The sequence below is a fragment of the Clavibacter californiensis genome (assembly GCF_021952865.1).
Classification (GTDB): Bacteria; Actinomycetota; Actinomycetes; order Actinomycetales; family Microbacteriaceae; genus Clavibacter; species Clavibacter californiensis.
The window spans coordinates 300,935-318,471 of the sequence record NZ_CP040792.1 but is presented as its reverse complement, the minus strand read 5'-3'; the positions used below and the strand labels follow the sequence as shown (position 1 = coordinate 318,471).

General features: G+C 74.1%; 17 protein-coding genes. 13 read left to right on the top strand and 4 right to left on the bottom strand.

Features of this window, described 5'->3' with window-relative positions:
• Window positions 1-17: 17 nt before the first annotated feature.
• Together FGD68_RS01690 and FGD68_RS01685 are read left to right on the top strand one after the other, a co-directional pair.
• Window positions 18-602, top strand: a complete 585-nt coding sequence (locus FGD68_RS01690; RefSeq protein ID WP_237609704.1) for a MarR family transcriptional regulator — start codon at window positions 18-20, stop codon at window positions 600-602.
• A gap of 132 nt (window positions 603-734) precedes the next feature.
• A complete protein-coding gene (locus tag FGD68_RS01685; RefSeq protein WP_119373518.1) occupies window positions 735-1,613 on the top strand; it encodes a patatin-like phospholipase family protein in 879 nt (292 codons plus the stop codon).
• Between the two features lie 72 nt (window positions 1,614-1,685).
• Here FGD68_RS01685 and idi read toward each other — a convergent pair whose 3' ends face one another.
• Window positions 1,686-2,261 carry an isopentenyl-diphosphate Delta-isomerase gene (gene idi / locus FGD68_RS01680; RefSeq protein WP_104235194.1) on the bottom strand — a complete coding sequence of 192 codons (576 nt, stop codon included), beginning with the start codon at window positions 2,259-2,261 and terminating at the stop codon, window positions 1,686-1,688.
• Window positions 2,262-2,305: 44 nt separating this feature from the next.
• Between idi and FGD68_RS01675 the strand changes: the two genes are divergently transcribed.
• From FGD68_RS01675 to FGD68_RS01645, 6 genes are read left to right on the top strand one after another with little or no spacing between them, the layout of a single operon-like run.
• A complete protein-coding gene (locus FGD68_RS01675; protein ID WP_237609703.1) occupies window positions 2,306-3,376 on the top strand; it encodes a polyprenyl synthetase family protein in 1,071 nt (356 codons plus the stop codon).
• On the top strand, window positions 3,373-6,003 hold the full coding sequence (gene crtI / locus FGD68_RS15540) for a phytoene desaturase family protein (RefSeq protein ID WP_317207886.1): 2,631 nt from the start codon (window positions 3,373-3,375) through the stop codon (window positions 6,001-6,003). Before FGD68_RS01675 ends, crtI begins: the two co-directional genes overlap by 4 nt.
• A complete protein-coding gene (locus FGD68_RS01660) occupies window positions 6,003-6,347 on the top strand; it encodes a lycopene cyclase domain-containing protein (RefSeq protein WP_043583763.1) in 345 nt (114 codons plus the stop codon). Before crtI ends, FGD68_RS01660 begins: the two co-directional genes overlap by 1 nt.
• On the top strand, window positions 6,344-6,712 hold the full coding sequence (locus FGD68_RS01655; RefSeq protein WP_104235197.1) for a lycopene cyclase domain-containing protein: 369 nt from the start codon (window positions 6,344-6,346) through the stop codon (window positions 6,710-6,712). The genes FGD68_RS01660 and FGD68_RS01655 overlap by 4 nt, the downstream gene beginning before the upstream one ends.
• Window positions 6,705-7,601 carry a prenyltransferase gene (locus FGD68_RS01650; RefSeq protein ID WP_119373540.1) on the top strand — a complete coding sequence of 299 codons (897 nt, stop codon included), beginning with the start codon at window positions 6,705-6,707 and terminating at the stop codon, window positions 7,599-7,601. Before FGD68_RS01655 ends, FGD68_RS01650 begins: the two co-directional genes overlap by 8 nt.
• Window positions 7,602-7,625: 24 nt before the next feature.
• Complete coding sequence (locus FGD68_RS01645; protein ID WP_237609702.1) at window positions 7,626-8,888, top strand: MFS transporter; 1,263 nt, start codon at window positions 7,626-7,628, stop codon at window positions 8,886-8,888.
• A gap of 19 nt (window positions 8,889-8,907) precedes the next feature.
• Here the strand turns inward: FGD68_RS01645 and FGD68_RS01640 are convergent, their stop codons facing one another.
• Window positions 8,908-9,228 (bottom strand): hypothetical protein, encoded by a 321-nt coding sequence (locus FGD68_RS01640; RefSeq protein ID WP_119373610.1) that lies wholly within the window; start codon window positions 9,226-9,228, stop codon window positions 8,908-8,910.
• A gap of 143 nt (window positions 9,229-9,371) precedes the next feature.
• Between FGD68_RS01640 and FGD68_RS01635 the strand changes: the two genes are divergently transcribed.
• A complete protein-coding gene (locus FGD68_RS01635; protein WP_119373609.1) occupies window positions 9,372-10,103 on the top strand; it encodes an SGNH/GDSL hydrolase family protein in 732 nt (243 codons plus the stop codon).
• A 31-nt stretch (window positions 10,104-10,134) separates the two neighbouring features.
• Here FGD68_RS01635 and FGD68_RS01630 read toward each other — a convergent pair whose 3' ends face one another.
• Window positions 10,135-11,151 carry a LysR family transcriptional regulator gene (locus FGD68_RS01630; RefSeq protein ID WP_119373608.1) on the bottom strand — a complete coding sequence of 339 codons (1,017 nt, stop codon included), beginning with the start codon at window positions 11,149-11,151 and terminating at the stop codon, window positions 10,135-10,137.
• A gap of 103 nt (window positions 11,152-11,254) precedes the next feature.
• Between FGD68_RS01630 and FGD68_RS01625 the strand changes: the two genes are divergently transcribed.
• Both FGD68_RS01625 and FGD68_RS01620 read left to right on the top strand, forming a co-directional pair.
• Window positions 11,255-11,686: a DUF5997 family protein gene (locus tag FGD68_RS01625; RefSeq protein WP_119373607.1), complete on the top strand. Its 432-nt coding sequence runs from the start codon at window positions 11,255-11,257 to the stop codon at window positions 11,684-11,686.
• Window positions 11,687-11,786: 100 nt separating this feature from the next.
• Window positions 11,787-13,256 (top strand): DUF2079 domain-containing protein, encoded by a 1,470-nt coding sequence (locus FGD68_RS01620; RefSeq protein WP_119373715.1) that lies wholly within the window; start codon window positions 11,787-11,789, stop codon window positions 13,254-13,256.
• 163 nt (window positions 13,257-13,419) lie between these two features.
• Here FGD68_RS01620 and FGD68_RS01615 read toward each other — a convergent pair whose 3' ends face one another.
• Window positions 13,420-14,841 carry a CitMHS family transporter gene (locus FGD68_RS01615; protein ID WP_237610020.1) on the bottom strand — a complete coding sequence of 474 codons (1,422 nt, stop codon included), beginning with the start codon at window positions 14,839-14,841 and terminating at the stop codon, window positions 13,420-13,422.
• Window positions 14,842-15,000: 159 nt separating this feature from the next.
• Here FGD68_RS01615 and FGD68_RS01610 point away from each other — a divergent pair, with 159 nt between their 5' ends.
• Together FGD68_RS01610 and FGD68_RS01605 are read left to right on the top strand one after the other, a co-directional pair.
• Window positions 15,001-16,869 carry a sensor histidine kinase gene (locus FGD68_RS01610; protein ID WP_237609701.1) on the top strand — a complete coding sequence of 623 codons (1,869 nt, stop codon included), beginning with the start codon at window positions 15,001-15,003 and terminating at the stop codon, window positions 16,867-16,869.
• Window positions 16,866-17,528: a response regulator transcription factor gene (locus tag FGD68_RS01605; protein ID WP_237609700.1), complete on the top strand. Its 663-nt coding sequence runs from the start codon at window positions 16,866-16,868 to the stop codon at window positions 17,526-17,528. The genes FGD68_RS01610 and FGD68_RS01605 overlap by 4 nt, the downstream gene beginning before the upstream one ends.
• The last annotated feature ends 9 nt before the right edge of the window (window positions 17,529-17,537 follow it).

Here is a 17,537-nt window from a genome sequence, read left to right as displayed (position 1 = left end):
CGGCGTACGATGCCCGCATGCCCCGACGCCGTCCCCGCCCCGATGCGGACGCGCCCGCCGCTCTGGCGGCGGCCGCCGTGGCCCTGCCCGCCCCCGGCGCGGGCGTCCCCGCGGACGCGGGCGCGGCCGGCGAGCTCGGCCGGATCCTCCGCGACGTGCTGGGCCTCGCCGCCGGGTTCGAGCGCCGGCTCGGCGGCGTGCTCGAGGTGAACCCCACCGACATGAAGGCGATGGAGCACCTCATCCAGGAGGGGTCGCTGTCGCCCACCGAGCTCGCGGGCCGCCTCGGGATCACCACGGCGGCGGCCACGCTCGTGGTGGACCGGCTCGTCGAGGTCGGCCACGTCGACCGGCGCCCGCACCCGCACGACCGCCGCCGCGTCGTCGTGGTCCCACGGCCGGCCTCCGTCGGCCGGGCCATGGCCGAGCTCATGCCCATGATCGGCGGCGTCGCGCGCGCGGCCGACGCCCTGACCGCCGAGGAGCGCGCCGCCGTGACGCGGTTCCTCGGGGAGGTGCGGGAGGCCTACCGGGAGGCGGCAGTGGGTCCCGCCGGCCACGTCGCGTCCGCATCCGTCGCGGATCCGCCCGCCGCGCGCTGAGCCTCACCGCGTCCACCGCGCGTGCACCCCGCGCTCGGCCGGCGTCCACCGTGTTCGGGGATGATGGAGTCGCATCAACCACCACCACCACGACGCGCACGCGTGCCTCCGGGCGCGCGGAAGAGGAGGACCATGACCGGCACCGAGCGGGACACGAGCACGCCGACGCGGGGACTGGTGCTCGGCGGCGGCGGCGTCGCCGGCATCGCGTGGGAGACGGGGCTCCTCTCCGGCCTCATCGCGGCGGGCGTGGACGTCGGCGCCGCCGACACGGTCGTCGGCACGTCCGCGGGATCCGTCGTCGCGATCAACCTGCGCGCGGGCGCCATCCAGGCCGCCTACGACGAGCACTTCGTCGACGTGGCCGGCATGGCGGAGCCGATGGGCAGCCGCGACCTCTCCCGCACCGTCGAGGTCATCGGCGAGGGCGTCGCGAGCACGGAGGGGGAGATCCCCACGCGCCAGAGGATCGGCGAGTTCGCGCTCGAGGAGTACGACCCCGAGGTGGACGACGCCGCGAGCGTCGAGCGCATCGGCCAGCTGCTGCCGATCCGCGACTGGCCCGAGCAGGATCTCCGCATCACCGCGGTCGACGCCGGCACCGGCCGCTTCACCGTCTTCGACAAGGCCTCGGGCGCCGACCTCGTGCGCGCGTCCGCCGCGAGCTGCGCCGTGCCCGGCGTCTTCCCGCCCGTCACCATCGACGGCCGCCCCTACATGGACGGCGGCATGCGCTCCGGCACGAACGCCGACGTCGTCGCCGACCACGAGCGGATCCTCGTCATCGCGTGCGGCCCCGAGGCCCCGCAGAGCGGCATGGGCCCGACGCTCGCGACCGTCGTGCAGCAGCTCCGCGGCCGCGCCGACGTGCTCGTGATCCAGGCCGACGCCGAGAGCACGGCCGCCTTCGGCGAGAACTCGCTCCTGCTCTCGACCCGGAAGGCCTCCGCCGAGGCGGGCCGCCGCCAGGGCGAGCGGCTCGCCGACGAGATCCGCGCCTTCTGGGGCTGATCCCGGCCGCACCGCGTCGAGGGGCCCGGCCGCGCATCGCGGCCGGGCCCCTCGTGTCGGTGGATCCGGGGGTCAGGCGGCGGGCACCGCGGCGTCCGCGTCCGCCAGACCCGCGTGCGCCGCGTGCTCCGGGTACAGCAGCGGCAGCTGCAGCGTGAGCCACGGGCTGAAGGCCCACGGCGTGTGGGCGACGGCGGGGATGAGCTGCTCGGGATCCACCCACTGGTACTCGCCGACCTCCTCGGGTCGCGGATCCACCGGCGTGGCCGCGATCGCCCGGAACACGGGGCAGATCTCGTTCTCGACGACGCCCGCGGCATCCGTGGCGCGGTAGCGGAAGTCGGGCAGCACGAGCTCGACCGACGCGAGCGTCAGGCCCAGCTCCTGCTCGGCGCGACGGTGCACGGCCTCGAGCATGTCCTCGTCGGGCGCGGGGTGGCCGCAGAACGAGTTGGTCCAGACGCCCGGCCAGGTGAGCTTGCCGATCGCCCGGCGCGTGACGAGGATCCGCCCCTCCGCGTCGAAGACGTGGCACGAGAACGCGAGGTGCAGCGCGGTGTCGCGGGTGTGGACCGTCGCCTTGGGCGCCGTCCCGATGGTCTCGCCGTCGTCATCCAGGAGGACGACGAGCTCGGTGTGCTGTGGCATGCGCTCCCTGCTTTCCGTTACCCCCACGATGTTAGGTTTCATCCGTGGACGCCACCAACCTCGCTGCCGTCTCCACATCGAGGCAGGCCCATGTGAACGGCGTGCTGGATGCGTTCTTCGCCCGCTCGCTCGTCCGCGCGGAGGTCATGGGCGACGAGTACGTGAAGCTGTGGCGCACGCTCGAGTCAAACACGGCCGGCGGCAAGCGCTTCCGCCCCCGCATGGTCATGGCCGCGTACGACGGCCTCGGCGGCCAGGACGTGAAGGCCGCGGCCCACGTCGGCGCCGCGTTCGAGATGCTGCACACCGCGCTCATCGTCCACGACGACGTCATCGACCGCGACTTCACGAGGCGCGGCGGACCCAACGTCTCCGGCGCGTACCGCGACATCGCCACCACGCAGGGCCTGCCGCAGCCGCTCGCCGAGCACCGCGGCATGTCGGCCGCCGTCATCGCGGGGGATCTCGCGCTCGTCAACGCCTACCGCCTGATCGACGCGAGCGGCGTGCGCGACCTCACGCGGTCGCACCTCATGGAGATCCTCGACGACGCCGTGTTCGCGTCGGCCGCGGGCGAGCTCATCGACGTCGAGTTCTCGCTCACCGCGGACGTGCCGAGCGTGGAGGAGATCCTCCGCATGGAGCGCCTCAAGACCGCCGTCTACTCGTTCGAGGCGCCGCTGCAGGCGGGCGCCGTGCTGGCCGGCGCGCGACCCGAGGTGGTCGCGGCGCTCGGCGACTTCGGCCGGGACATCGGCATCGCCTACCAGGTGGTCGACGACGTGCTCGGCGTCTTCGGCGACGAGCAGGAGACCGGCAAGACCAACCTCGGCGACCTGCGCGAGGGCAAGCGCACCGTGCTCATCGCGCACGCCGTCCGCTCGTCGGAGTGGGGCGAGATCAGCTCGCTCGTCGGCAAGGACGACCTCTCCCGCGGCGAGGCCGCGCTCGTGCGCTCCGTGCTGGAGAGCTCGGGCGCCCGAGCGTACGCCGAGGGCGTGGCGCGGGATCTCGCGGTCGCCGCCGTCGCGCGCCTCGACGACCCGGTCGTGCCGGAGGCGCTCCGCCGGGAGCTCGCGCCCGTCGCGGAGTCCGTCCTCGGGCGCATCCGATGACGCGTCGCCTGCCCGGCCGCCGGCCCGCCGCCCCCGAGGCGCCCACGGGCCTCGAGAAGTACGACCGCGTCGCGCAGGAGACCGCATCCGTCGTGATCCGCCGCTACTCCACCTCCTTCGGGCTCGCCTCGCGCCTGCTCGGCGCCGACGTGCGCCAGCACATCGAGAACGTGTACGCGCTGGTGCGCGTCGCCGACGAGATCGTCGACGGCGCCGCGGCCGGGGCGGGCGTGGATCCCGCGCACGTCGAGGCCCTGCTGGATGCGCTGGAGCAGGAGACCGAGGACGCCATGCTCCGCGGCTACAGCACCAACCTCGTCGTGCACGCCTTCGCGATCACCGCCCGCCGCGCCGGCTTCGGCGCCGAGCTGACCGCGCCGTTCTTCGCGTCCATGCGCATGGACCTGCGCCGCATGGAGCACACGCCCGCGTCCTTCACGGAGTACGTCTACGGCTCCGCCGAGGTCGTCGGCCTCATGTGCCTGCGCGCCTTCCTGGTCGGCCACGCCACGACGCGACCGGAGCGGATCCGCTTCGAGGAGGGCGCCAAGCGCCTGGGCGCCGCGTTCCAGAAGGTCAACTTCCTGCGCGACCTCGCCGCCGACCACGGCGCGCTCGGCCGCAGCTACTTCCCCGGCGTCGACGTCGCGACCTTCTCGGAGGCCGACAAGGAGCGCATCCTCGACGACATCGACAACGACCTCCGCATGTCGGGCGCCGTGATCCCCGACCTCCCCGCCTCCAGCCGCCGCGCCGTCGCGCTCGCGCAGGGCCTGTTCGCGGAGCTCGCCGTGCGCCTGCGCGACACCCCCGCGTCCGAGCTCGTGCGCACGCGCGTGCGGGTGCCGGATCCGGTCAAGGCCCGCATCGCGCTCGCCGCCGCGTCGGGCGCCGAGCCGTCGGGAGTCGACGGCCGCCTGGTGCGCCGCTCCCGCGGACCCCGCGTGCACGCGGCCCGGCCGGCCATCGCATCCCGGCCGGCCCCGACCCAGCCCGCCCCGTCCGACCCCGAGCAGCAGGAGAGCGCCATGACCGCACCCACCGCCATCGTGATCGGCGGCGGGATCGCCGGCCTCGCCTCCGCGTCGCTCCTCGCCCGCGACGGCTACCGCGTGACCCTCGTGGAGGGCCGCGACGAGGTCGGCGGTCGCGCCGGATCCTGGGAGAAGGACGGCTTCCGCTTCGACCTCGGCCCCAGCTGGTACCTCATGCCCGAGGTGTTCGACCACTTCTTCCGTCTGTTGGGCACCAGCTCCGCCGAGCAGCTCGACCTCGTGCGCCTTCCCGGCTACCGCGTGCTCTTCGAGGGCGATCCCGACCCCATCGACATCCGCGACTCCCGCGAGGCCAACCTCGACCTGTTCGAGAGCGTCGAGCCCGGATCCCGCCCGGCGATGGCCCGCTACCTCGACTCCGCGAAGGACGTCTACGAGGTCGCGAAGAAGCGCTTCCTCTACACGACCTTCGCCGACTACCGGCCGCTCCTGAAGCGCGACGTCGTCACCCGCACCGGCACGCTCGGGAAGCTGCTGCTCACGCCGCTCGAGACGTACGTGGCGCGCTACGTGGAGGACCGACGCCTCCGCCAGATCCTCGGCTACCCGGCCGTGTTCCTCGGCTCGTCGCCGAAGCTCGCGCCGAGCATGTACCACCTGATGAGCCACCTCGACCTCGAGGACGGCGTGCTGTACCCGCAGGGCGGCCTCATCACCGTGATCGACGCGATCGAGCGGGTCGCGCGGGCCGAGGGCGTCGAGATCCGCACGGGCGCGCCCGTCTCGCGCATCCTCACCGAGCCCACGAAGGCAGGCAAGGCGCGGGCGCGCGGCGTGCAGATCACGACCGACGCCGGCACCGAGACCCTCCAGGCCGACGTGGTCGTCTCCACGGCCGACCTGCACCACACGGAGACCGAGCTCATCCCCGAGGCGTTCCGCACCTACCCGCAGGCGTACTGGGACAAGGCCACCGCCGGCCCCGGCGCCGTGCTCGTCTACCTCGGCGTGAGGGGCGAGCTGCCCGCGCTGCACCACCACACGCTGCTGTTCACGGAGGACTGGGACGAGAACTTCTCCCGCATCTTCCCGCCGAAGGGCGGCACGACCTCGGTGCCGGATCCCGCCAGCATCTACGTCTGCAAGCCCAGCGCCACCGACGGCTCGGTCGCGCCCGAGGGCCACGAGAACGTCTTCATCCTCGTGCCCATCCCCGCCGACCCGACCATCGGCCGCGGCGGCATCGACGGCGCCGGGGACGCGCGCGTCGAGGAGATCGCCGACCGCGCCATCCAGCAGATCAGCGACTGGGCCGGCATCCCCGACCTCGCCGAGCGCATCGTCCTCCGCCGCACCTCGGGTCCCGGCGACTTCGCCGCCGACCTGCACTCGTGGAAGGGCACCATCCTCGGGCCCGCCCACACGCTCACGCAGTCGGCCATGTTCCGCGCCGGCAACACGAGCAAGAAGGTCGACGGGCTGCATTACGCCGGCGGATCCACCATCCCCGGCATCGGCCTGCCCATGTGCCTCATCAGCGCGGAGATCCTCGTGAAGCGGCTGCGCGGCGACACGTCGACCGGCCCCGGCGCCGTGCCGCTCGTGCGCACGGTCGGCCGCCCGGTCGTCTGATGGGCCTCGTCTACCTGGTGCTGCTGCTCGGCGCTCTCGGCTGCATGATGCTCATCGACCGGCGCTGGCGCCTGTTCTTCTGGCGCGACCGCACGGCCGCGGCGGGGACCCTCCTCATCGGCGTCGCGTTCTTCCTGCTGTGGGACATCGCGGGCATCTCGCAGGGCATCTTCTTCCGCGGGGAGACGCCGTTCATGACGGGGATCCTCGTCGGCCCGGAGCTGCCGCTCGAGGAGGTCTTCTTCCTCGCGCTGCTCTGCTACCTCACGATGAACCTGGTCAACGGCTTCAGCCGCCTCGCCGACCACCACGTCGCCCGGGCGAGGGAGCGCGCGAACCGATGAGCTACCTCGTGCTCGACCTGCTGTTCCTGATCCCCGTCGCGATCGTCGGGTACCTGTTCCGCCGCCTGCTGCTCCGCGAGGCGAACGCCGTGCCCTACGGATCCAGCCGCTTCGACTACCCCGAGTACTACTGGTACCGGCGGATGCCCGTCGTGATCCTGCTCGTGATGACCCTGATCTTCGACAACATCATGATCAAGGTCGGCCTCGTCGGCTACGACGACGACAAGCTGGTGGGCCTCATCCTCGGCTACGCACCGATCGAGGACTTCGCCTACGCGATCGCCGCCCTCGTCCTGCTGCCCGCGGTCTGGTACCTGCTGCGTCGCCGCCGCAGCGTCTCCGGCATCGAAGCGCATGAGTGACGCGCGCGCGCGGCCGGGCGCCGCGCAGATGCTGCGCACCATCGCGCTCTCGTCGCGCCCGCTCTCCTGGGTGAACACGGCGTTCCCGTTCGCGGCCGCGTACCTCACGGTCACGCGCGAGCTCGACCTCACGGCGATCCTCGGCACCATCTACTTCCTCATCCCGTACAACCTCGCGATGTACGGCATCAACGACGTCTTCGACTACGAGTCCGACATGCGGAACCCGCGGAAGGGCGGCGTGGAGGGCGCCGTGCTCGCGCGCGCCATGCACCGGCCCGTGCTCATCGCGGTGCTCGTGACGAACGTGCCATTCCTCGTGTACCTCGTGGCCGTGGGATCCGCGGCGAGCGTCGCCGTGCTCGCCGTGAGCGTCTTCGCCGTGGTCGCGTACTCGCTAAAGGGCCTGCGCTTCAAGGAGCGGCCGGTGCTCGACTCCCTCACCTCGAGCACGCACTTCACGTCCCCCGCGGTCTACGGGATCGTGCTCGCGGGCGGCGCGTTCACGCCCGCGCTGTGGGCGATCCTCGCCGCCTTCTTCCTGTGGGGGGTCGCGTCGCACGCGTTCGGCGCGGTGCAGGACATCGTGGCCGACCGCGAGGGCGGCATCTCCTCCATCGCGACCGTGCTCGGCGGGGCCGTCACCGTGCGGATCGCCGTGCTCGCGTACGCCGCGGCCGGGGTCGCGATGCTGTTCACCGGGCTGCCGGGGATCATCGCCAGCGTGCTCGTGATCCCGTACATCCTGAGCACCGCGCCGTTCTGGTCGATCCGCGACGAGGACGCCGAGCGGGCGAACCGCGGGTGGCGCCGCTTCCTCGGCCTCAACTTCCTGTCCGGCTTCGTGGTGACGATGCTCCTCATCGCGTACTGGCTCACGAACCCCTGACGCATCCGGCCGGCTGAGGGGCGGATGGGCGCGGGAGCGGAGGGCAGGGCGGCCGATGTGCGCGCCGACCGCAGGGGGACCTGGCGGCGCCTGCCCGCCGAGGTCCGCATCCTCGTCGTCGCCCGGGCCGTCAACAGGCTGGGCGCCTTCACGCTGCCGTTCCTCACGGTCGTGCTCACCGTCGACCTCGGGGCCTCGCTCGCCACCGCCGGCCTCGTGGTCGCGGTGTTCGGGGCCGCCACGATCCCGTCGCGGATCCTCGGCGGGCTCCTCGCCGACGCCATCGGCCGCCGGAGCACCATCGTCATCGGCCTGACGCTCACCGCCTGCTTCCAGCTGATGCTGGCCGCGGCTCCGGGGATCGCGACGGCCGCGGTCGCGGCGGTGCTGCTCGGCCTCGCGTTCGAGCTGTACGAGCCGCCGTCGCAGGCGCTCGTCGCGGACCTCGTGACGGACGAGCGCGAGCGGGTGGCCGCGTACGGACTGCACGGGGCGGCGCTCGCGGTCGCGGGCGTCCTCGCCGGTCTCCTCGCGGCGATCCTGGGCGGCATCGACCTGCGCCTGCTGTTCGTCGCGGACGCGGCCACCTGCCTGGCCTGCGCCGCCCTCGTGCTCGTCGGGCTCCGCCGGCGCCCGCCCGCCGTGGCCGCGGAGCCGACGGCGGACGCGCCCGCGCCAGCGCCCGCCGCGCGCAGCCCGTGGCGCGACCCGCTGCTCCTCGCGATGCTCGCCAGCGGCACCGGGTTCGCGGTGCTCTACCTGCAGATCGACGTCGCCCTCCCGCTGACGCTGACCGAGCGGGGGATCGGCCCGTCGATGCTCGGCGTGCTGCTCGCCGTGTCCGCCCTCACGATCGTCATCGGGCAGCCCCTCCTGACGCGCGGGCCCGTGTCCCGCCTCGGGAGCACGGCGGCGATGTCGGCCGGCTTCGTGCTCCTCGGCGCCGGCTTCGCGCTCGTGGGGCAGGCAGCGGACCTCCCCGGGCTCGTCGCGGCGACCGTGGTCTGGAGCCTCGGCGACCTCATCCTGCTCGGCCGCGCGACCGCGCTCGTCGCCGCCATCGCGCCGGCCGCCGCGCGTGGCCGCTACCTGTCTGCCCACGGGATCAGCTGGGGCGTCGCCGCGATGGTGGGGCCCCTGCTCGGGACGCAGCTCGTCGCGCGGCTGCACGCGTCCGGCACGTGGGATGCGCTCGGCGCCCTCTGCCTGGTGCTCGCCCTCGCGCAGCCGGTGGTCTCCGGCATCGCGCGGCGGACCGGGCGGCTCCCCGCGCCGCCCACGCCGTGAGCCGGGGGCCGGATCCCGCTCAGTAGTGCGTCGGCAGCATGCCGGTGGCGAGCTCGCGGCGGCGGCGTGCGTGCTCGCCCGCGAAGGAGAGCAGCTCCATGTCGTGCTCGCGCATCCACGCGACGGCGTCCTCGAGCGTGACCGCGGTGGAGACCCACACCCGGCGGCCCGAGTCGTCGACCGCGTCGGCGTAGATCTCGAAGACGGGACCTGCACCGGCCGTGCGCGCGGTCGGCACGACGTAGCCGAGGACGGGCTGCGACGCGACCTGCACGCGCCAGGCGCCCTGGTGGTAGCGGGCGTGCGGGTGGTGGATGAGGGGCTCGGGCTCGCGGGTCATCGGTGCTCCAGGTGTCGGGACGGGGCGCGAGCACCCGGCCGTGCTCGTGGACGACGATAGGCTGTGCGTCCGACACGGGGGTGTGACTCGTCTGCGCACGGTCTGCGCATGATGGACGGACGCCCCGCGATCCCCAGGAGCCCATGTCACCGCTGATCCGCTTCCTGCACCAGACGGTGCGCCCCTTCGTGGCGGCCGGCCTGCGCGGCGGCATCCCCACGCCGCTGACCGCGGCCGTGCCCACGGACGCGCCCGTCGGCGTGGTGGCGGGGACGGATCCGGATCGCATCCTCGCGCTCGGCGGCATCGGCGGATCCGGCGTCGGGCTCCGCACGCACGCGGAGGGCGTCGCGGCGCAGTCGGCGAAGGCGCTCGCCGCGATCACGGGCCGCGGCGTCGAGTGGCGCACCGTGCCGCTCGCCGACCAGCACATCACGGCCACGCAGGAGGCCGTGCGGCAGATCACCGAGCTGCACCGCTACGACGTCGTGCTCGTGATGCCCGGGGTCGCCGACGCGCTGGAGCTCGCGCGCATCACGCCGTGGGTCCACCGCCTCGAGGACCTGCTCGACCACCTCGTGGAGCAGACCGCCGACAACTCGACGGTGCTCGTCTCGGATGTGCCGCAGGTGTCGCAGTACGTGGACGCCGGCACGTTCGTGCGGGGCCTCTTCCGCGATCACGCGACGTACCTGTCGCAGCGCAAGGCCGAGGTGTGCGCGCGCTTCCCGCAGGTCACGTCGGTGAAGCTGCCGGACGCGGGTCCCGTCGACTTCGAGGGCGGGGAGTTCCGCTACGCCTCCATGTACCGCCGCTGGGGCGAGCACGTGGGCCGCGTGGTCGCCGACCAGCAGGCCGGTCACGGCTCGGCCTGAGCCAGCCCGGCGGATCCGTCCGCTCGGATCCCTAGCGACCGCGACGCTGCCCGCGCGGCGGGGGAGTGCGCTTGCCTCCGCCCTTCGGGGTCGGCTTCCTCGCGCCCGCGGCGCCCGGCTTCCCCGCGGCCTTGCGCGCGGTCTTCTGCGCCGCCGTCGGCTTCCGGCGGTCGCGCTCGTCGTCGTCCCGCTGCGACCGCGAGCTCGCGGCGGTGCGCCCGCGGACGATGCCCACGAGCTCCTCGATGTCGGGGGAGGCGTCGCCCTCGCGCCAGGCGACGGCGATCCGCGTCTCCGGCAGGTCGTGCACCGGCACCGCGACGACGTCCTTGCGCGCGTGCAGCCGGCCGAGCGCGTGCGGCACGACCACGAAGCCGACGCCGGCGGCGACCAGCTCGACGGCCGCGGCGACGTCCTCGGGCATCGGGACGGGATCCGCGCCCGCGGTGCGCCCTGACCAGCCCGGCACCTGGTCGGCCGGCTGCAGGAGCAGGTCGTCCGCCAGGTCGGCGATCGCGATCGCGTCGGCCGTGGCGTGCGCGTGCTCCTTGGGCAGGATCGCGACCTGCACCTCGCCGTAGAGCGGCACGATCGTGAGCCCGCGCCCGTCGACAGGGAGGCGGAGGAACGCGACGTCCGCGGATCCGGCGACCAGGGCGGGCGCCGCGTCCGGCTCCGCGAGCGGCACGACCCGCAACGGCACGTCGGCGATGCGCTCGTCCCAGGCGCGGGTCCACTTCGCGACGGTGACGCCCGGCACGATCGCGACGACGAGACCGCGCGGCGGCGCTGCTGCCTCCTCCGCGAGGCGGGCGTCCTCGGCGGCGATCGCGGCGCGCGCCTCGACGAGCCGGTCCTCGCCCGCGGGGCTGAGGCGCGTGGGCCCGTCGTCGCGCACGAACAGCTCGACGCCCCAGAGCGCCTCGAGGTCGAGGATCGAGCGGCTCACGGCGATGCGCGAGACGTTGAGGGCCTTCGCGGCGCGGGCGAAGTGCAGCTCGTCGGCGACGGCGGCGAAGTGCCGGAGGGCGGTCGGGTCGGCGTCCACGGGAGTCCCCTCGATGGCCCGCACGGTGGTGGCGCGGTGAGCGGCGGCGGGTCGGATCCAGGCTAGTGCAGGGCGCCCGGGGCCCCGACGGTACCCTGGGGGCATGACGAGCCCCGGATCCAGCCAGACGATGAAGGCCGCGACCGCGGCGAAGAAGCTGGGCGTGCACCTCCCGGCGACCCCCGTGGAGTTCCGGGAGTCGACCCCGTCCCGCGCGGAGCTCGCCGAGATGCACGAGAACCCGCCCGAGTGGCTCGCCACGCTGCTGCGCGACGGCCCGCACCCGCGCCAGGTCATCGCCGGCAAGCTCGGCGTCTCCATCGCCGGCCTCGCCCGCGGCGGCGTCGACGAGGCCCTCACCACCGCCCAGATCAAGGAGCTGCTGCAGGCCCCGCCGCAGTGGCTCGTGCAGGAGCGCGCGACGCAGGCCGAGGTGCGCGAGGAGCAGATCCGCGTGAAGAACCGCGATGCAGGCCGCGCCGCGATGGCCGCCGAGCGCGAGCGCCAGGACGGTGCCGGCGGCGCGCGCCGCTGAGCCGACCGCACCCCACGCGCGTCCGGGTCGGCCGGCCCTGAGCGGATGGTCCCGGGGATCGCGCCCCCTCGGACCTGGCTCCGCGTGAGACCCTGATGCCGTGACCCGCACGAACGACACGGCCCCCCGCCGCCACGCCGCCGACGACGCATCCGGCGAGCCGGACATCGCGGGCGGCGTCCGCGCGCCGATCACCGGATCCCGCGTGCCCGGCACGGTCGGCGCTGTCGTCGTCGCCGCGCTCGTCACCGCCGTCTACGTGCTCTACTCGGCGCTCGAGTGGCGGCGCTTCACCGTCAAGTCGTGGGATCTCGGCATCTTCACGCAGCTCGCGCAGGACTACTCGCGCCTCCAGGCGCCGCTCGTCTCCATCAAGGGCGACGGCTTCAACCTCATGGGCGACCACTTCCACCCGATCCTCGTGCTGCTCGGCCCGGTCTACGCCGTGTGGCCCCACGCGTTCGCGCTGCTCGTGGTGCAGGCCGTCCTCATCGGGATCTCGGTGGTCGGCATCGGCCGCATGGCCGGCCGTGTGGTCGGTCGGTGGGGTGCGATCGTCGTGGCCGCCGCGTACGGGCTGAGCTGGGGGATCCAGGGCGCCGTCGCGTTCCAGTTCCACGAGATCGCGTTCGCCCTGCCGCTGCTGGCCTTCGCGCTCGACGCCGTCATCGCCCGCCGCGCCATGGCCGCCGCGGCGTGGGCCGTGCCGCTCGTGTTCGTGAAGGAGGACCTCGGGCTGACGGTCGCGGTGCTCGGCGCGATCATCGCGCTCACGATGGACCGCCGCATCGGCGTCGCGCTCGCCGGCTGGGGCGTCGCGTGGTTCGTGCTCGCGACCACCGTGATCCTGCCGGCCTTCAACCGCGAGGCCCGCTGGGACTACGCGTCGAAGCTCGACGCGGGCGGCGCGCTCGCGGATCCGCTCGGAACCGTCACCGGGCTCTTCGTCGCGCCGAAGCTCGAGACGGTGGCATTCCTGATCCTGGCGGGCGCGCTGATCGCGCTGCGCTCGCCGCTGATCCTCCTCGTGGTCCCGACGCTCGCCTGGCGCTTCCTCTCGCCCACCGAGGCGTACTGGGGGCCCGGCTACCACTACGACGCCGTGCTCATGCCGATCGTGTTCGCCGCCGCGATCGACGGCATCGTGCGCGCTCGCCGGGGCCGGCAGCACTGGCTCGCCATGGCGTCGCGCGCGACCGTGCCGGTGCTCGCGATCGCGGCGATCGCCCTCTTCACCCGCTCGCCCATGGCGGACCTCACCGAGCCCGCCATCTGGCAGCCGGCCCCGCGGGCCGCGCAGGCGCAGGCCGCGCTCGACCAGGTGCCGGCGGGCGCGAGCGTCCTCAGCGACATCGGCCTCATGTCGTACCTCGTCGACGACCACGAGGTCTACTGGCTCGGCAACCCGGGCAACCCCGCGCCGCAGTACGTCGTGATCGACAGCCTCGGCGGCGGCCTCGGCCAGGGCGCGCTCAACGCGGACCAGTACGGCGAGGCGACGCAGGCGGGCACGACCTACGAGATCGTCTACGCCGACGCCGGCTACCAGGTGGCGCGGCGCACCCAGTAGGACGCACGGGCGGATCCAGGCGGATCCGGGCGAATCCAGGCGGATCCAGGCGGATCCACGCGGTCCCGGTCGGACGGGCGGACCCGCCGCACGCGCGGAGGCCGGGCGCTCCCCCGAGCCGCCCGGCCTCCGCGTGCGCGCGCCCCTCGCGGAGCGCTCCCGATCAGATCGGGATCACCGCCGTGAGCACGCCCACGGCGAGCATCGTCAGCGACACCAGCACCGCCCGCCACAGCACCTTGCGGTGGTGGTCGCCGAGGTTCACGTCCGCGAGCGACACGAGCAGCAGGATCGCCGGCACGAGCGGGCTCTGCAGGTGCACGGGCTGCCCGGTGATGGACGCGCGCGCCATCTCGACGGGGTCGATGCCGTAGTTCGCCGCGCTCTCCGCGAGCACCGGGAGCATGCCGTAGTAGAAGGCGTCGTTGCTCATGAAGAAGGTCATCGGGATGCTGAGCACGCCCGTGATGACCGCGAGGCCGGGGCCGAGGGCGTCCGGGATGATCGTGACGAGCCACGCGGACATCGCCGAGACCATGCCGGTGCCGTTGAGCACGCCGATGAGGACGCCCGCCGCGAGCACCATCGAGACCACGCCGACCACGCTGGGCGCGTGCGCCGCGATGCGCTCGCCCTGGTGCTTGAGGTCGCGGAAGTTGGCGATGAGCGCGATGGCCGCGCCGACCATGAAGACGTAGGCGAGGGGCAGCTGGTCCATGATCAGCAGCGCGAGCACCACGATCGTGAGGCCGAGGTTGAACCAGATCATGCGCGGGCGCAGGGTCTCGCGGTCGGGGTCGAGCATCGTGGTGCCGAGCGTCGAGACGGCGGCCGTCTCGGCGCGGACGAGGGCCGGGGCCATGGTGATGAGGCCGCCGCGCGGGGTCGCGGGGGCGCCGCGACCCGCGCGCCACCAGCCGGAGCCGCCCGCGGAGGAGCCGGAGCCGCTACCGCCCGCGGCGTCGAGGCCGCCCTCGGCGCGCGCCTCGCCGAGCGCCGCCAGGCGGCTGCGCTCGCGGAGGCCCATGGTCCAGGCGAAGATAAACACGAGCGCGATGCCGACGAGGAGCGACGGGATCATCGGCACGAAGATGTCGGTCGGCGACACCTTCAGGGCCGCCGCCGCGCGGACGGTCGGGCCGCCCCACGGGACGATGTTGAGCGTGCCGTTCGCGAGGCCGGCCGTGCAGGTGAGGACGACCGGGCTCATCCCGAGCTTGCGGTAGATGGGCAGCATGGCCGCCGTCGTGACGATGAAGGTCGTGGATCCGTCGCCGTCGAGGGAGACCGCGGCCGCGAGGATCGCCGTGCCGAGCACGATCTTCGCCGGGTCGCCGCCCGCCAGGCGGAGGATGAGGCGCACCAGCGGGTCGAACAGGCCGACGTCGATCATGATGCCGAAGTAGATGATGGCGAACATCAGCAGCGCGGCCGTGGGGGCCAGGTCGCCGAGCGCCTCGATGACCATGTCGCCGATGCCGAGCCCGGCGCCCGCGAAGAGGCCGAAGATGGTCGGCACGAGGATGAGGGCGACCATGGGCGTCAGCCGCTTGGTCATGATGAGGGCCATGAAGGTGAGGACCATGGCGAAGCCCAGGAATACCAGCACGTGTGACTCCTTCGTCGGTGGGCGGGACGCCCGGCTGAACACCACACGCTAGGTGGGCGTCCGCGTCCCGTCGCGCTTGTGCCGCTTCATCGCGATAGTGCACGTAGACGACGTTCTGCGCATTATTCTCAGTGGGTGGGAGAGGCGATGGGGCGACGGCGGACGGGGCTCGACTTCGCGCGCCGCACCCTCGTCCTCCAGCTGCTCGTCGTGCTCGTGGTCGTGGGGATCGCGACGATCGCCTACGGCCTGCTGAGCTCCTCCGAGAACCGCGAGGAGGCGCAGGCGACGGCGCTCGCGATCGCCCGGACGGCCGCAGAGGATCCGACGCTGCGGGCCGCCGTGACGGCCGAGACCGCGGATCCCGGGGTCGCCACCGCGTCCGACCTCGCCGACGGGCCCGTGCAGCTGACGGCCGAGGCGGTGCGCGAGCGGACCGGCGCGCTGTTCGTCGTGGTGACCGACGACCGGGGGCTGCGGCTCGCGCACCCCGACGCATCCGAGCTGGGGGAGCGCGTGAGCACGGATCCGACCGTCGCGCTCGCGGGGCGCGAGGAGGTGACGTGGGCCACCGGCACGCTCGGGGAGTCGGCGCGGGCGAAGGTGCCGGTGCGGGCGCTGGCGGATGCGGGTGCTCCCGGCGACGCGTCAGGAGGCGGTGACGCCCGGGTGGTCGGTGAGGTCAGCGTCGGCTTCGCGGCCGCCACGGTGCGCGACTCCATCGGCGTCGACGTCGCGGCCATCGCGGTCGTCGCCCTGCTCGCGCTCGGTGTGGGGGCGGTGGCCAGCGGGATCCTCTCGCGGCGGCTGGCACGCCTCACCCTCGGGCTCCAGCCGTCCGAGCTCGCGGGCCTCGTGCAGGATCAGGCGGCCGTGCTCTCCGGCGTCGGCGAGGGCGTCCTCGGCATCGGGCCCGACGGCCGGGTGACCGTCTGCAACCCGCGGGCCGCGGCGCTGCTCGGCCTCGTGGATCCGGTCGGCCGCACGCTCGCCGACCTCGGCGTCGCGCCCGTGCTGCGGGACGCGGTCGCCGACGCGCAGGCGGGTGCCGCCGCCGGATCCCCGTCGCTGCGCGCGGTGGTCGACGACCGGCTCCTCTTCGTCGACGTCGCGCGCGTCGACCGCGACGGACGCGACCTCGGCACGGTGATGGTGCTGCGCGACGAGACAGACATCGAGGCGATGAGCCGCCGCCTCACCGCCGTCACCGCGATGTCCACGGCGCTGCGCGTGCAGCGGCACGAGTTCGCGAACCGCCTCCACGTCGTGCGCGGCCTCGTCGCGACCGGCCGGGTCGACGAGGCCGACAGCTACCTCGCGGGCGTGCTCGAGCAGGGGCCCGTCGCGTTCCCGACGGTCGATGCCGGGCTCGTCGACGAGCCCTACCTGCAGGCGTTCCTCGGCGCGAAGGCGATGGAGGCGGAGGAGCGCGGCGTGGCGCTGAGGGTCGGGCCGGGCACGCTCGTCCGCGGGATCCTCGTGCGGCCCGAGGAGGTCACGACCGTGCTCGGCAACCTCGTCGACAACGCGATGCACGCGGCCGTCCGCGGATCCCGCGCCGACAGGTGGGTGGAGGTGGAGGCGCTCGACGACGGGGCCGACCTGCACATCGCGGTGTCGGACTCGGGCGACGGGCTCGCGGCGTCCGACGCCGGGCGCGTGTTCCAGCGGCGCCCGGACGACGTGGACGGTGCGGCGGAGGCGCTGGCGTCCGAGGGCTCGTCGGCGGACCGCGCATCCGTCTTGGGCGCGGGCGGCCGCGGGGGAGCGGATCCCGCGCACGGGCTCGGATTCGGCCTGCCGCTCGTGCGCGACATCGCCCGGCGCGACGGCGGCGACGTGTGGGTCGCGGATCCCGGCGGGCCGCCGCCTGGCGCCGACTCCGGCGCGGTGTTCTGCGCGCGCTTGGCCGGCGTGGTCGAGCCGCCCGACGCGGATCCGCCCGCCCCCGCCCCGACCGACGACACCCGGACCGACATCGACCCCGACGGAGCCCGCGCATGACCGACGACCTCACCGTCCTCATCGTCGACGACGACTTCCGCATCGCCCGCCTGCACGAGGGCATCGTGGAGCAGGCGCCGGGCTTCCGGGCCGTCGGCACCGCGGGCAGCGTGCGCGCGGCGCTCGCCGTGCTCGACGCGTCGCGCCCCGACCTCGTGCTGCTGGACGCATACCTGCCCGACGGCAGCGGCGTCGACCTCGTGCGGCGCATCGAGCCGGACGTGATCCTCGTCACGGCCGCCGACGACCCCGCCACCGTGCGCCGCGCCCTCCGCGGCGGCGCCGTCTCCTACCTCGTGAAGCCGTTCGCGCCGGAGCTGCTCACCGCGCGCCTGGCGGCCTACGCGGCCTTCCGCGCCGGGCTCGCGAGCGACCGCCCGCTCGACCAGGCCGGCATCGACCGCGCCATCCACGCCCTGCGGCCCGGCCGGGTCTCGGCGCGCGAGCGGCCCGCGACGGAGCAGGCCGTGCTGGACGCCCTGTCCGCATCCGACTCCGAGCTCAGCGCCCCCGAGATCGCCGAGCGGGTGGGCGTCTCCCGCGCCACCGCGCAGCGCTACCTCGGCGCGCTCGCCCGCGACCGCGTGGTCGACGTGCAGCTCAACTACGGATCCACGGGCCGCCCGGAGCACCGCTACCGGATCCTGCGGCCGCGGTAACCGACCACG